This is a genomic window from Arthrobacter sp. Y81, assembly GCF_002929335.1.
GTDB lineage: Bacteria > Actinomycetota > Actinomycetes > Actinomycetales > Micrococcaceae > Arthrobacter.
This window is the reverse complement of the sequence record NZ_PJIL01000007.1, coordinates 51,159-65,381: the sequence shown is the minus strand read 5'-3', so window position 1 is coordinate 65,381 and position 14,223 is coordinate 51,159. Positions and strand designations below refer to the sequence as shown.

At 67.5% G+C, this 14,223-nt stretch carries 10 protein-coding genes and 1 tRNA gene; 5 read left to right on the top strand and 6 right to left on the bottom strand.

The features are described from left to right. Positions 1-4 precede the first annotated feature (4 nt). From CXQ91_RS11020 to CXQ91_RS11010, 3 genes are read left to right on the top strand one after another with little or no spacing between them, the layout of a single operon-like run. Positions 5-1,567: an MFS transporter gene (locus CXQ91_RS11020; protein ID WP_104173967.1), complete on the top strand. Its 1,563-nt coding sequence runs from the start codon at positions 5-7 to the stop codon at positions 1,565-1,567. Then, positions 1,560-4,100, top strand: coding sequence for a PEP/pyruvate-binding domain-containing protein (locus CXQ91_RS11015; protein ID WP_104173966.1), 2,541 nt, complete (start codon positions 1,560-1,562; stop codon positions 4,098-4,100). Before CXQ91_RS11020 ends, CXQ91_RS11015 begins: the two co-directional genes overlap by 8 nt. Before the next feature lies 1 nt (position 4,101). Next, positions 4,102-4,722 carry a TetR/AcrR family transcriptional regulator gene (locus CXQ91_RS11010; RefSeq protein ID WP_104173965.1) on the top strand — a complete coding sequence of 207 codons (621 nt, stop codon included), beginning with the start codon at positions 4,102-4,104 and terminating at the stop codon, positions 4,720-4,722. 9 nt (positions 4,723-4,731) lie between these two features. On the opposite strand, the gene CXQ91_RS11005 is transcribed toward CXQ91_RS11010, so the two are convergent. The 4 genes from CXQ91_RS11005 to CXQ91_RS10990 all read right to left on the bottom strand — a co-directional run bounded on the left by CXQ91_RS11005 (position 4,732) and on the right by CXQ91_RS10990 (position 8,422). Further along, positions 4,732-5,892 carry a globin domain-containing protein gene (locus tag CXQ91_RS11005; RefSeq protein WP_104173964.1) on the bottom strand — a complete coding sequence of 387 codons (1,161 nt, stop codon included), beginning with the start codon at positions 5,890-5,892 and terminating at the stop codon, positions 4,732-4,734. Positions 5,893-6,053: 161 nt separating this feature from the next. Further along, positions 6,054-6,503, bottom strand: coding sequence for an Rrf2 family transcriptional regulator (locus tag CXQ91_RS11000; protein ID WP_104173963.1), 450 nt, complete (start codon positions 6,501-6,503; stop codon positions 6,054-6,056). A 20-nt stretch (positions 6,504-6,523) separates the two neighbouring features. Continuing rightward, positions 6,524-6,994, bottom strand: a complete 471-nt coding sequence (locus CXQ91_RS10995) for a hypothetical protein (protein ID WP_104173962.1) — start codon at positions 6,992-6,994, stop codon at positions 6,524-6,526. A gap of 9 nt (positions 6,995-7,003) precedes the next feature. Then, entirely contained in the window at positions 7,004-8,422 is a 1,419-nt protein-coding gene (locus tag CXQ91_RS10990) for a phosphomannomutase/phosphoglucomutase (RefSeq protein WP_104173961.1), read from the bottom strand. Positions 8,423-8,572: 150 nt separating this feature from the next. Between CXQ91_RS10990 and CXQ91_RS10985 the strand changes: the two genes are divergently transcribed. After that, on the top strand, positions 8,573-10,762 hold the full coding sequence (locus CXQ91_RS10985; protein WP_104173960.1) for an ATP-dependent DNA helicase RecQ: 2,190 nt from the start codon (positions 8,573-8,575) through the stop codon (positions 10,760-10,762). Between the two features lie 93 nt (positions 10,763-10,855). Beyond that, a complete protein-coding gene (locus CXQ91_RS10980; protein WP_104173959.1) occupies positions 10,856-12,301 on the top strand; it encodes an MFS transporter in 1,446 nt (481 codons plus the stop codon). Between the two features lie 63 nt (positions 12,302-12,364). Here CXQ91_RS10980 and CXQ91_RS10975 read toward each other — a convergent pair whose 3' ends face one another. Further along, positions 12,365-13,954: an NAD(P)/FAD-dependent oxidoreductase gene (locus CXQ91_RS10975; protein ID WP_104173958.1), complete on the bottom strand. Its 1,590-nt coding sequence runs from the start codon at positions 13,952-13,954 to the stop codon at positions 12,365-12,367. 134 nt (positions 13,955-14,088) lie between these two features. After that, positions 14,089-14,176: transfer RNA gene (locus tag CXQ91_RS10970), tRNA-Ser, on the bottom strand. Positions 14,177-14,223: the final 47 nt, after the last annotated feature.

Sequence of the window (14,223 nt, the reverse complement as noted above, 5' to 3'; positions counted from 1 at the left end):
GGCTATGGACAACGCCCAGCAGCACACCAAGCGGATCCCGTCTGCCATCAGGGCGGCGCTGCCCGGCATCCTGCTCGTGATGTTCCTCGGAGCCCTTGACCAGACGGTCATGGCCTCTGCGCTGCCCACCGTTGCCGGAGACCTGCGTGGTCTGGACCAGATGTCCGCCATCATCACCGGCTACCTTGTCGCCGCCACGGCCGCAATGCCCTTGACCGGCAAACTCGGCGATGCTTTTGGGCGCAAGCGCGTCCTCCAAGGCTCCCTGATCTTCTTCATTATTGGCGCGGCGTTGTGCTCCTTGGCGCAGACCGTGCCGGAACTCATCGCCTACCGGGCGATTCAGGGCATCGGCGGCGGAGGGCTCATGATCGGGGCACAGGCGATCATTGGCGAACTTGTCAGTCCGCGCGACCGCGGCAGGTTTCTTGGCATCATCGGCGCCGCCTTCATTGTGGCCGCGGTAGCCGGTCCACTTGCCGGCGGGGCGGTGGTGGACCACTTCTCCTGGCGCTGGATCTTCTATTTCTACGTGCCGTTGGGCCTGGCCGCCCTTGCGGTGGTAACCCTCACGCTCCGGCTGCCGGTCACCCCGCGCGGGCGACGGGTGGACTACGCCGGCGCGGCTTTGCTGTGCCTGGCAATTGTCTCGGTGATCCTGCTCTGCAGCGGCGGGAGCTATCCGGGGCCAGGCTGGGTGACGCCTGTCCTGGCGGCGGTGGCTGTTGCCGCCATGGCCGGTTGGTTGTTTGCCGCGCGCCGCACGGCGGATCCGATCATCCCGTTGTCGCTGTTCCGCGACGCCGCATTCGCGGTCCCCACGGCGGTCAGCTTCCTGATCGGCTTCGCCATGTTCGCCACGCTGAGCTACCTTCCGGCGTTCCTGCAGGTGGGCATGGGCATGTCGGCCACCGCTTCGGGCGGCATGCTGATCGCCCTCATGGCCGGACTGTTGCTCACGACGGCGGCATCCGGCGCGCTGATCACCCGCACCGGACGCTACAAGCTGTACCCGGTGGCCGGGACGTTGCTGGCCGTTCCCGGAACCTGGCTGTTCAGCACCATGGATTCGAGGAGCAGCCCGTGGCTGGTGCTGGCGTCGATGCTTTTGCTCGGGCTGGGCATCGGGCTGGTCATGCAAGTCATGGTGCTGGTGGTGCAGAACTCCGTGGAGCGGCGCGACCTGGGCGCCGCCACGTCCACCGTGACCTTTCTTCGCCAGGTGGGCGCCTCTATCGGTGTGGCAGTTCTGGGTTCCCTGATCACTGTGCGCTTCGCCGCCGCCGTCCCCGCTCCGCTGGCAACAGCACTGGGGGAGAGCCTCAAATCACTGACGCCCAAGGCGCTTGAACGTCTGCCTGCTGCGGACCGCAGTGCAGTGGCCGAGGCGTTCGGCCATGCACTTCCGCCCGTTTTCGGCTATGCCGCCATGGTGCTGGCCGCGGCATTCGTCCTGACGCTCTTCCTGCCCGAGCGGGAGCTGCGGACCACCGCGCACTCCGACGCCGCCGACCCTGACACCGCAGACCCTGCCGACCGCAAACCACGAGGAGCCCCCGATGACTGACAAGACCACCGCCCCGCTGGCCGATTTCGGCGCAGGGGACATCGCCGCCGCCGGTGGGAAGGGCGCTGCCCTGGGCGAGTTGGTGCGCCAGGGATTTCCCGTTCCGCCGGGCTTCATCATCACCACGGGCGCGTACATGTCCTTCCTGGCGGAGACAAGGGTGGGTGCGGCGCTGGAGGGCCTGTTTCGCGCTGACTCCGGCGACGGCCCGGACATTGGCACGGCTGACGGTGAAAGCCGCAGCGTCGCCATCCGTGCCCTGTTCGCCGGAACGGAGGTACCCGGACACTTGAGGCAAGAGATCGGGGCAGCCTATGCGGAGCTGGGTGGCGGAGCCGTGGCAGTTCGTTCCAGTGCCACGGCGGAGGACTTGCCGGGGGCCGCGTTCGCCGGCCAGCAGGACACGTACTTGAACGTACTCGGCGAGGACGCCGTGGTCCAGGCGGTCGCCGACTGCTGGGCGTCGCTGTGGACGGACCGGGCGGTTGCCTACCGCGAGCGTCAAGGGATCGATCCGCACGGGCTGGCCATCGCCGTCGTCGTGCAGAGAATGGTGCCCGCCGATACGGCCGGAGTCATGTTCACCGCAAACCCCGTCACGGGCGAGCGTGGTGAAATCGTGGTGGACGCAAGCCCTGGGCTGGGGGAGGCAGTGGTCGCAGGGCGGGTGACGCCGGAACACTACGTCCTGGACCGCACGGGAAAGGCGCTCAGCTTTGCGCCCGGTGGCCGGGAAGTGGTGATCAGCGCGGCCGAGGGCGGCGGCACACAGGAAAAGCCCGGAGCGCCGGGCGCCGGGCCGGAGCTGGCCGCGGATCAACTGACGGAGCTGGCCCGTCTGGGGCAGCGGGCACAGCAACACTTCGGGCGGCCGCAGGACATTGAATGGGCGGTCTCCGGGGGCCTCCTGTATGTGTTGCAGTCGCGGCCTATGACGGCGCTGCCGCCCCAGCCGCAGATGCTCAACCCCTTCCAACGTCGGCTGGGGCCGTTTTTCATGGAGATGTTCCAGGAACGGCCCTATCCGCTGGATGTGTCCGGCTGGATGAGCCGGGGAATCCTGGCCATGCTGCATCGGATGGCCGGAAGCGTGGGGGTGGTCTTCCCAACGGTTGATCAGCTGCTCCCGGAGGAGGACGGCGTGGTGGTGCGGCTCGTCCCGCCGATTCCGCACCCGACCATCCGGACGCTGGCCGCGCCTGTGTCATTGGCGCGCCGCGCCAGGCAGTTCAATCCGGCCACATGGACGCAGGATCCACGGTTTTCCGCGTTCCTTGAGAACGTGGAACAGCTGAACGGGAAGGATCCCGGCCCGTTACGGTGGCGTGCTGTCGTCGCACTCGCGGAAGAATCCTTCGCAACGATGCGGGGCATCACGGATCTGCGCGTCTCCTACCTGCCCGGGGTCTTCGTGCCGTTGCTGAAAATGCGTCTGATGCTCGTGCTGCTGGGCAAGGCTAAGCTGGCGGCTGCGCTGATCGCCGGGGCGGAAACCCGGACCAGCCAGGCGAACCGCGCTCTTGAACAGCTGGCTGCGATTGCCGCCGATGATCCCGGGCTGGCGCGCGCCTTTGCTGAGTCGGACCCGGGCCGGCTGCTGGAGTTGGTGGAAAAGGAATCCGAACACGTTGCCTTCCGCGAGGCTTTCAAAGCGTTTCTGCTCGAATACGGCCACCGTGAAACCATCAGCGTTGTCCTGAGCAGTGCGCCCACCTGGTCCGATGCGCCGGAAGTGGTGCTGGGGCTGGTGAAAGCCATGTTCGGGGAGCGGTTCCAGACGGTGGACCAGACCGGGATGGCGTTGTCTGAGTTGAGGATGCACCCTCCGCTCCGGTTCGCGCCGCTGCGCCGGAGTGTGCTGGCCGCCGTCGAGTCTGCACGGAACGGAATGGCGTTTCGCGAGGACAGCCACTTCTACGCCACAACGGTCATTCCGCCGATGCGCCGCGCGTACCGGGAGCTCGGCCGCCGCCTGGTGCTTGCCGGCGTGGTCGACGAGGCGCACGACGTCTACCACCTGCGCTTCGAGGAGCTGGCGTCCATCACGGACACGGACGACGGCGGGGCGCTGCCAGCTTCCGTCCGGGAGCGTTTCCGTCCGGTGGTGCTGGCGCGGGCGGCGAAGCGGCGCGAGTTGGAGGGGATCCCGCTGCTGGACCCGGCTTTGCTCTTTGGCCGTAATCGCCGTGTGAAAGGGGCCCTCGTCACCGGGACGCCAGCCAGCCGCGGCCAGGCGAGCGGGCCCGTGCGGGTGATCCGTGGTCCTGCCGAGTTCGGCCAGCTGCGCAGTGGTGAGGTCCTGGTCTGCCCATATACAAACCCGTCCTGGACACCCCTGTTCCAGCGGGCCGCCGCGGTGGTGGTGGACACCGGCGGGCTCGGCTCGCATGCGGCCATCGTGGCGAGGGAGTACGGAATTCCGGCTGTCATGGGCACTGGTTCAGGTACCAGCACCCTGGCCGGCGGGCAGCGCGTACTTGTGGACGGAACCGCCGGAGCGGTCCTGTCCGCGCCCACGTCGGACTTGGCCTGAGATGCCGGAGCTCCAGGACCACCGAAAGCGGCCGCGGCGCCGCGGAGCTGCCCTGAACAGCGCCATCTTCGAAGCGGTCCGGGCGGAGATCGCCGAATCCGGGTATGCCGCCCTGACCATGGACAGCGTCGCCGAGCGCGCCCGGGCCAGTAAGGCCTCGCTTTACAGGCGGTGGCCCGGACGTGCGGCATTGGTATTAGAGGCAGCCTACGATGCGATGCCCAGCCCCGCGTCCGCCCCCGACACGGGAAGCCTGCGCGGAGATGCCCTGGCAGTCCTGCGGCAGGTGGCGCAGCAACTGCAAGGAGTGGTGGGGCAGGCCATGCGCGGGCTGCTGGGCGAGGCGCTTCAGAACCCGGCGGTGGCCGCGGAAATCCACGACTACACGCGGGGCAACGTCGTCAAGGTCATGCGCGCCATTATTGAGCAAGCCGTGGCCCGGGGCGAATGCGACCCCGCCCTTGCCACGGCTTGCAAGATCGAGGCAGGCCCCGCCTTGCTGCGGCAGAGATTCATCTTCTCGGCCGCGCCCATCGAGGACGATTATTTGGTGCAGGTGGTGGACGAGGTGATGCTGCCGTTGTTGGGGGTCAGCCCGCCGAGGGGGCCGGCAGTCCGCTGAAGGCTTCGGCTAGCTCGCCAGCCAGATGTCCGGGCCGAAGACTTCGTAGTGGATCTTCGTGGCGGGGATTCCCGCATTGATGGCCTCGTTGCGGATGTGCTTCATGAACGGCAGCGGTCCGCACAGGTACAGCGACGCATTTGCCGGCAGGTCCACTTCACGCAGCGACATGAAGCCTGCGTTGGAACCGGCCTGCGGTTCTTCCAGCCAGAGCTGAAGGTCGGCACCCTCGAGGCGTTCGACGTCGTCCGTCATCTGGGAGCGCAGCGCCCAGGACTCCAGATCGCTTTCCGCGTGCAGGACCAGGACCTGGCGGTCCGAGCCGGCGTCGGCGAGGGAGCGCAGGATGGACGCGGTCGGCGTGCAGCCGATGCCGGCGGAGGCCAGGACCACCGGGCCCTCGCCTTCCTTGAGCGTGATCTCGCCGTAGGGGTTGGAAATCTCGAGGATGTCGCCCACCTGGACGGTGTTGTGCAGGACGGGGGAGACTTCGCCGCCGTCGTCCTTCTTGGTGGTGAAGCTGCGGCTCGTGCCGGCGTCGCCGGAGAGAGAATACTGGCGGACCTGGCGCAGCCCGTCCGGGAGGGTGACCTTGATGCTGACGTACTGGCCGGGCAGGGCGGGCGTGATGGGGGTGTCGTCGGCCGGTTCCAGGGTGAAGGTTATCGAGCCGGTGCCGGCGGGGGTCTTGGCGGCGACCTTCCAGGGGCTCCACATCGTGCCGTTGGCCTGTGCGGCGTAGAGGCCCTTTTCGAGCTTGATCAGGGCGTCCGCCATCAGCCAGTAGACCTCGGTCCAGGCGTCGGCGATTTCCGGGGTGATGACCTCGGCCAGGTCTTCGGCGATGGCGGCGAAGAGGTGCTCGTAGACCACCTGGTACTGAGGTTCGGTGATGCCGAGGGAGGCGTGGCGGTGGGCGATGCGGGCGAGTACGGTCTCCGGCAGGGTGCCGGGGTTGTTGACCAGGTGGGTGGCGAAAGCGGCAATGCTTCCGGCCAGGGCCTGCTGCTGGTTGCCGTTGCGCTGGTTCGAGCGGCTGAAGAGCCCGTCCAGCAGCTCCGGGTGCGCCGCGAAAAGCCGGGCGTAGAACTTGGGGGTGATTTCGCCGATCCGGGAACCGACCAACGGGAGGGTGGCCTCAATGACGGGGCGGGATTTGTCCGAGAGCATGCGTACTCCTGAGGTAGGGGCCCGGGGCGTACATCCGGACCGCGGTCAATACATGTATTTGAAATACAAGTATTTATACCTAAGTTCTACACTTCGTAGAAGAGATATCAAAATCGGGGACTACGGATCCGGAAATGCCCGGGCTGCAGGGGAGCCGGGAGTCAGAGCCCCGGGCGGAGCCCGATCGCCTGGAACACAGGCGCCATCTGGCGGGATCCGGGAAGGGTGGACACCACGATGTCGTCGAGTTCCCGGTAAAAGGCTTCCCGGGCGCGCGAGAGGGCACCGCGAAGCCGGCATTCGTTGATGAGCGGGCAGTCGCCATTCAATGAATGGCAGTCCGCCGGATCCACCCGGGTGTTTAGGAGCCGCAGCAGCTGGCCCACGGTGGCCTTGCGTCCGGCGTCGTTGAGCCTGGAGCCGCCGTTGCGGCCGCGTTCGACGTCGATCACGCCAAGTTCACGGAGTTTTGCCATGGCCTTGCTGACGTGGTTGTACGGGGTGCCCACGGCGTCGGCGATGCTCTGCGTGGTCAGCAGGTTGCCGTCAGGGGCTGCGGACAGCACCATCATGGCCCGCAGGCTCACATCCGCGAAGGCATTGATCTTCATGTCATCAACCTAGTGGAGGTCTAGTCCACCCAGATGGCGGGCTCGTTGGAATCAGCTGAAAGCTGCCCGAACTCCCATTCGCGTGACTCGGTGTTGGGTTCGTAGGGCAGTACGGCGGCGAACACGGACCCGTCACGGTGCTCGGCGGCCACGTGGATGGCATCCGTGTCCTCTTCCAGCAGGGTGATGTCGCAGACCACGGCGGCGGCACGGAAATCGTCCCGGTTCTGCCGGAGCAGTTCCGTGAGGTCGCTGATCATCGTATCGGCATCGAATTCACCCTCCGAGCCGTCCTCGGCGTCCGCAGGGGTGACGGCGACGAGGCGCACCTCGCCGTCGTTCTCCACCACGAGTGCGAAGGGCAGGAACCCGCCATTGCGCCCGAGCTGCTCCTGTGCCGCGCCGACGCCCGTGCCCAGCAGGTTTTCCAGGTCGGTGGCCGTGGCCTCGGGCACAGAGTCCCGCCAGGGTGTTCCGGAAAGTTCAGCCATGCGGGTGGCCTAGCCGTTGACCAGGGCAAGCACGCGGTCGCGGATGCGTTCCATCGTGGCCCTGTCCGTGGCCTCGGCGTTCAGGCGAAGGAACGGTTCGGTGTTGGACGGGCGCAGGTTGAACCACCAGCTGCCGTCGCGGGCAGTGAACGTGCTGCCGTCCAGCAGGTCGACATCCACGTCTTCGCCGGCAAAATCGGCACGGACGCGCTCTACGGCGCCTGCCTTGTCGTCAATTTCGGAGTTGATTTCCCCGGAGGAAACGTAGGGTTCGTACTCGTGGCCGAGTTCGGACAGCGGGCCGTCCTGCTCGCCGAGGGCGGCCAGGACGTGCATGGCGGCCAGCATGCCGGTGTCTGCATTCCAGAAGTCGCGGAAGTAGAAGTGCGCGGAGTGCTCCCCGCCGAAGACGGCGCCTTCCTCTGCCATGACGGCCTTGATGAACGAGTGCCCGACCCGTGTGCGGACGGCGCGGCCGCCGTCGTGCGCCACCAGTTCCGGAACGGCCTTGGAGGTCAGCAGGTTATGGATGATGGTGGGCGTTTCCTCGCCCTGTGCCTTGGCGCGGGCGATCTCGCGGCGGGCCACCATACCGGTGATTGCCGACGGCGAGACGGGGTTGCCCTTCTCGTCGATGACGAAGCAGCGGTCAGCGTCGCCGTCGAAGGCCAGCCCGATGTCCGCGCCGTGCTCGATGACGGCGGCCTGCAGGTCCAGCAGGTTTTCCGGCTCGAGCGGGTTGGCCGGGTGGTTCGGGAAGGAACCGTCCAGCTCGAAGTAGAGGGGAATGATGTCGAACGGCAGCTTGGGCAGGAGGGCGTCGCCGAGCACCGCCGGGGTGGTCAGGCCTGCCATGCCGTTGCCGGCGTCCACAACCACCTTCAGGGGGCGGGATCCCTTGAGGTCCACGAGCTTGCGCAGGTATTCGGAGTAGTCCTTGAGGACATCGTGGACTCCGATGAGGCCGCGCGTGCCCGCGGCCGGGATGGATCCGGCGTGGAGGTATTCCTCCGCGCGGGCCTGGATTTCCTTCAGACCCGACTCCGAAGAGATGGGCTGGGCTCCGGCCTTGGACATCTTGATGCCGTTGTATTCGGCGGGATTGTGGCTGGCAGTGAACGTGGCGCCGGCCGCGTTGAGCGCACCGCAGGCGTAATAGAGCTCGTCAGTGGAGATGAGGTCCAGCAGCTGGACGTTTGCTCCGCGGGTGGCGGCGCCGTTGGCGAAGGCCTTGCTGAACTCGGGGGAGGAGGGGCGCATGTCGCCGCCCACCAGGACCGTCTGGCCCTCGAGCTTCAGGACATCCACGAACGCGGCGCCTACGGCTTCGACGATTTCGGCAGTAATGGATACGCCCACAATGCCACGTACGTCGTAGGCCTTGAACGATGCCGAAAGGTCAAAAGTCTTTGTCTGGTCGCTAGTCACGCGTTCCATCTTACGTTGAAGCGCAACGCGGCTGTGGAGGAGTAGTTGAGTTACGCGGGCGTGCCGTGCAGGCCCGGGTGTGAAATCTGTAGTCCACATGGCCGGAGCCTGAACTTCCCGGCTGTCAGAGGGGGCTGGGATACTGAACCAATGGCCAATAACCAGAATGCTTCAGTCCTTTCCGCTTCCGTCGATCTTCCCGCAGGTGAAACGGGCACCCGGGACCAGGCCCTGGAAGTGCTGCGAAGCCTGGTGGGACATCCGGAAGCCCGCTTTCATGACGGCCAGTACGAGGCCATTGAGGCGCTGGTCGACCGCGGCCGCCGCGCCTTGGTGGTGCAGCGCACCGGTTGGGGAAAGTCGGCCGTCTACTTTGTGGCCTCGCTGCTGCTCAGGCGCCGCGGAGCCGGCCCCACACTGATCGTGTCGCCGCTGCTGGCACTGATGCGGGACCAGGTGGCGGCAGCGGCCCGGGCCGGCGTCCGCGCCGTCGCCATCAACTCCGCCAACCAGCTGGAGTGGGATGCTGTCCGCGGGCAGCTGGCTGCGGACGAGGTGGACGTGCTGCTTGTTTCGCCGGAGCGGCTCACCAATCCGTCCTTCCGGGAGAACCAGCTTCCGGAACTGATCCGCCGCACCGGGCTCCTGGTGATTGACGAGGCACACTGCATCTCGGACTGGGGCCATGACTTCCGCCCTGACTACCGGCGCATCGCGGACCTCATCACAGAGCTTCCGGACACCGTGCCGGTGCTGGCCACCACCGCAACCGCCAACTCCCGCGTGGTCCACGACATCGAGGAACAGCTGGGCGACGGCGTGCTCACCATCCGCGGCGCCCTGGGCCGTGAGTCGCTGCGGCTCGGCGTGCTGAGCCTGCCGGACTCCCGCGACCGGCTGGGCTGGCTGCTGACCCACCTGGCGGACCTGCCGGGCAGCGGCATCATCTACACCCTCACAGTTTCCGCTGCCGAGGACACCGCGCGCCTGCTCGCCGAGGCCGGCCATGAGGTGCTCGCCTACACGGGGCGCACGGATCCCGCGGACCGTGAACGGGCTGAGCAGCTCCTCAAGGACAACGAGGTCAAGGCGCTGGTGGCCACCTCGGCCCTTGGCATGGGCTTCGACAAACCTGACCTGGGCTTCGTGGTGCACCTGGGCGCGCCATCCTCCCCGGTGGCCTACTACCAGCAGGTTGGCCGTGCGGGGCGTGGCGCGGCGAACGCCGATGTCCTGCTGCTGCCCGGCTCGGAGGACCGCGATATCTGGCAGTACTTCGCCACGGCATCCATGCCGTCGGAGGAAAAGGCCGCGGCGGTCCTTACCGCGTTGGCCGAGGCCGGTGCCGCTGTATCCACGGTGGCTCTCGAAGCCCGCGTGGACCTGCGGCGCACGCCGCTCGAACTGCTGCTCAAGGTCCTGTCCGTGGACGGTGCAGTGGAGCGCGTGGGCGGCGGCTGGCGTTCCACGGGCCAGCCCTGGACCTACGACGCCGAACGGTACACACGCATTGCCGAGGCCCGGGTGGATGAGCAGGATTCCATGGTGATCTACCAGGACACGGCCGGGTGCCGGATGGAGTACATCACCTCGGTCCTGGACGACGAAACGGCCCACGCGTGCGGCCGCTGCGACAACTGCGCCGGACGCTGGTTCCCGGCGGACATCGCGTCAGCTGCAACGGAAGCGGCGGGGCAGACGCTCAGCCGTGCCGGCATCGCACTGGAGCCGCGCCTGCAGTGGCCCAGCGGCATGGACAGGCTCGGCGTGACCGTCAAGGGCAAGATCAAGCCGGATGAGAGCCTGGCCGAGGGCCGGGTGCTGGCCCGCCTGACGGACCTCGGCTGGGGCGGTGCACTGCGGGAAATTTTCGCAGCAGGAGCCGCGGACCGCGAGGTGGACCCCGCCATGCTCCAGGCCTGCGTCCAGGTCCTCCGCGAGTGGGGCACCGGAAATGAACGCAACCCCGGCTGGAGCGGCGCCGGACGTCCCGCAGCCATCGTCAGCATCCCGTCGCGCAGCAAGCCCGCCCTCGTTGGCTCCCTGGCGCGGGGCATCTCCGGGATTGGCCGAATACCGTACCTGGGTGAGCTGAACCTGGAGCACGGCGGACCCACCGGCGGGCGCGGAGGCAACAGCGCCTACCGCCTGGCCGGAGTCTGGGAACGCCTCGCCGTGGGACCTGAGCTGGAAGCGGCCATGGCCGGAATCCAGGGGCAGAGCATCATGCTGGTGGACGACCTCACGGACAGCCGCTGGACGGTCACAGTCGCCGGCCGGGCCCTGCGCCGGGCCGGGGCCGGGGCCGTGCTTCCGCTCGTGCTGGGACAGGCGGGGTAGGGCCCTCCGGCGGGTCCGCGTAAGGGGCGGACTTATTCTGGCACCATGCCTGGCACGCCTATAGGATCGGCGAATGAGTCCAGGCCAGGAGCCATGAGCGAACCACTGAACAACGCCGCTTCGGCTGTCCGCCAGGAGTGGCAGCCCCGGCTGGCCCTGCTCGTTGCCGCGACCTTCTTTATGGAGTTCCTGGACGGCACGGTGCTGACCACGGCCATCCCCAGCATTGCGGGGGATTTCGCCGTGGCGCCGGCGGACGTCAACATCACCATGACGGCTTACCTCATGACGGTGGCCATGGGCATTCCGGTCAGCGGGTGGCTGGCCGAACGGGTGGGCGCCCGTCGTGTCTTCTGCGCCGCCATCGCCGTGTTCACCATTGCCTCGCTTTTGTGCGCACTGAGCCAGGACCTCACCATGCTCACCGTCAGCCGTGTCCTGCAGGGCGCGGGCGGCGCCATGATGGTGCCGGTCGGCACGCTCGTGGTGCTGCGCCGGACCCCCAAGGAAGACCTGCTGCGGGCAACGGCCTACCTGGTGTGGCCGGGCCTGCTGGCGCCGGTCCTTGCGCCGTTGGTGGGCGGAGCACTGACCACGTTCCTGTCGTGGCACTGGATCTTCCTGATCAACATTCCGTTGGGACTGGCCGCGTTCATCGCTGCCCTGCGGCTGGTCCCTCAAGGAGCGGGAGACCAGTCCCGGCGCCTTGACTGGGTAGGGCTGCTGCTGACAACGCTGGGCGTGGGTGCCCTGGTGGTGGGCCTCGAACTGGCCACTGCCCACCCCTCCGGACCGTTCGGGGCAATCTGCGTGGCCGCGGGCTTCGTGTCGATCGCGGGGGCGGTCCTGTGGTTGCGGCGCACCACCAACCCGCTCTTCCAGCTGAATGTCTTTGCCACCCGGACGTTCCGGGCAACGTCCACGGGCGGGTTTATCTACCGCCTGACCATCAGCGCGGTCCCCTTCCTGCTGCCGCTCATGTTCCAGGATGGTTTCGGCTGGGATCCCCTGCATGCGGGCATCATGGTGGCCGCGGTTTTCGTGGGCAATATCGGCATCAAACCGGCAACCACACCGCTCATCCGCAGGTTCGGCTTTAAGCCCGTCCTCGTTTTTGCGTCGCTCGCATCGGCCGCAACCTTTGCCGTGTGCGCCCTGCTGGACGCCGGAACCCCGGAACCGCTCATCTTTGCCTTGCTGGTCTGCAGCGGCGCGTTCCGCTCCATCGGTTTCTCGGCGTACGCCTCCATCCAGTACGCCGACATCGTCCCCGGGCAGCTGCCGTCCGCGAACGCAATTTCGGCCACCCTGGTCCAGCTTGCCGCCGGTGCCGGCATCGCCGTCGGCGCCCTGTTCCTCCGGATCTTCGACGTCCCCGGTGCCTTCGGGGCAGACCCTGTTGCGCCCTACCGGGGCGCGTTCCTGGCCATTACGGTCCTGATGTTGCTCAGCACCGCCGACAGCCTGGCGCTGCACCGGCAGGCCGGAGCCGAAGTCAGCCGCGGGCGTTCCGCGGCACCCAAGGCGGCAAACTCCTAGGTCGCCAACCCCTAGGCCGTTCACCGAGGCCGCGAACCAGGCCGCTAACCCATACCCGGACCTCTAGGACTCCAGCACCGCCATGGCCGCGTTGTGGCCGCCAAGGGCGCTCACTGCCCCGCCGCGCTGTGCTCCGGAGCCGCACAGCAGGATCCGGGGATCGTCGGTGGCCACGCCCCAGCGCCGGGCGGGGGTGTCCAGCGGGGCGTCGTCCTCGGCGAACGGCCAGTCGAGTCCGCCGTGGAAGATATTGCCGCGGGGCATGCCCACGGCACGCTGGATATCCAGGGTGGTTTTGGTTTCGATGCACGGGGTTCCGTCGGAGCTCGTCAGCAGCAGCTGCTCTACCGGCTCCGCCAGCACTGAGTTGAGGGATTTCACGACGGCGGCCTGCAGCGCCGCCCGCATCTGGTCGTTGTTCTCCGCCGTGATGAGCCTGTCCGGAACGTGCAGTCCGAAAACAGTCAGGGTGTGGGCGCCGGACGCCTGCAGCTCCGGGGAGAGGATGGTGGGATCGGTCAGCGAATGGCAGTAGATCTCGCACGGCAGCGGATCCGGGACTGTTCCGTGCTCCGCTGCCAGGTAGGCGTCGTCCAGCTGGGTCCAGGTTTCGTTGATGTGGAACGTGCCGCCGAAGGCCGCCTCCGGGCTGACGCTGTCGTCCAGCAGCCGCGGCAGCCGCTTGAGCAGCAGGTTCACCTTGACCTGCGAACCCTCGCGCCGGTGGTTCGGATTTGCGGGCTCCCCGGCGCTGCTGCCCCGCAGCCTGTCCAGGACCGCGGGCGCGACGTTGGACAGGACCCAGCCCGCAGAGACTGAATGTCCCAGGCCGCCATGGCGGTAGTTCACCGAGCCGCCGGACCGGACGGCCGTGGCCTCGGCAGACGTCAGGATGGTGGCGCCGGCTTCGCGGGCGGCGCGCTCGAGCTCGCCCGAGACCGCCCCCATACCGCCGATGGGAACATCCCAGTCACCGGTTCCGCCGCCCAGGAGGTGGTACAGGAAGCAGATGTTCTGCTGGAGGTCGGCGCTGTCCGCCCTGGCAAAGGTCCCGATTAGGGCATCCGTCAGGACCACGCCGCGCACCAGGTCGCTGTGCAGCCTGCTGGTGATGGTTTCGCCAAGTGGCTGCTCGACCAGCGATGCCCACACCGCCCCGGCGCCGGCCGCGGTGGCGAGCCGCTTGGCCTCCGACCGGGTGGGCAACGGGGATGTCATGGTGGGCCACAGGGTCCCGGTGAGCTTCCGGCACTCCGCGTAGAAGTCTTCAAATTCGGCGGCCTCGGTGGCCGGCGCCCCCACTGCGGCAAATGATGCGGCCGTTGCCCCGGCGTCGCCGTTGTCGATCAGGAGGCCCCGGCCGGGGTTTGCCGGATCCGGCGTATAGGAGGAGTAGCGCCGGCGGGCCAACCGGATCCGCAGCCCGAGATCGTCAATGATTTCCTGCGGCAGCAGGCTCACCAGGTAGGAGTACCGGGAAAGCCGCGCGTCGACGCCGTCGAACGCCTGGGCGGAAACGGCCGCGCCGCCGGCGTGGTCCAGTTTCTCCAGCAGCAGGACATCGCGCCCGGCCCTGGCCAGATAGGAGGCAGCCGCCAGGCCGTTGTGCCCGCCGCCGACAATTACCACATCATGCTTGCTGCTGCTCGCCATCTGGCCATCCTGCCACCCCGTGCACCTTCCCGGCGGGAGGCCAAACGCGGGGGTACGCACGGAAAACGGAGACGGCGGAAACGCAGAAGGTCCGGGAACGCAAAAGGCCCCGGTCCAAAGACCGGGGCCAAACGCGGAGACGGGGGGATTTGAACCCCCGGTGGAGTTGTGCCCCACACTTCATTAGCAGTGAAGCCCATTCGGCCGCTCTGGCACGTCTCCAATTGCTATTCCTAGCCCACCAAGGATACGCAGAACGGGGCATTCAG

Excerpts from the sequence above, each read along its gene's own strand:
- CXQ91_RS11020 (WP_104173967.1), top strand. The coding sequence starts at position 5 with ATGGACAACGCCCAGCAGCACACCAAGCGGATCCCGTCTGCCATCAGG.
- CXQ91_RS11015 (WP_104173966.1), top strand. The coding sequence starts at position 1,560 with ATGACTGACAAGACCACCGCCCCGCTGGCCGATTTCGGCGCAGGGGAC.
- CXQ91_RS11010 (WP_104173965.1), top strand. The coding sequence starts at position 4,102 with ATGCCGGAGCTCCAGGACCACCGAAAGCGGCCGCGGCGCCGCGGAGCT.
- CXQ91_RS11005 (WP_104173964.1), bottom strand. The coding sequence starts at position 5,892 with ATGCTCTCGGACAAATCCCGCCCCGTCATTGAGGCCACCCTCCCGTTG.
- CXQ91_RS11000 (WP_104173963.1), bottom strand. The coding sequence starts at position 6,503 with ATGAAGATCAATGCCTTCGCGGATGTGAGCCTGCGGGCCATGATGGTG.
- CXQ91_RS10995 (WP_104173962.1), bottom strand. The coding sequence starts at position 6,994 with ATGGCTGAACTTTCCGGAACACCCTGGCGGGACTCTGTGCCCGAGGCC.
- CXQ91_RS10985 (WP_104173960.1), top strand. The coding sequence starts at position 8,573 with ATGGCCAATAACCAGAATGCTTCAGTCCTTTCCGCTTCCGTCGATCTT.
- CXQ91_RS10980 (WP_104173959.1), top strand. The coding sequence starts at position 10,856 with ATGAGCGAACCACTGAACAACGCCGCTTCGGCTGTCCGCCAGGAGTGG.
- CXQ91_RS10975 (WP_104173958.1), bottom strand. The coding sequence starts at position 13,954 with ATGGCGAGCAGCAGCAAGCATGATGTGGTAATTGTCGGCGGCGGGCAC.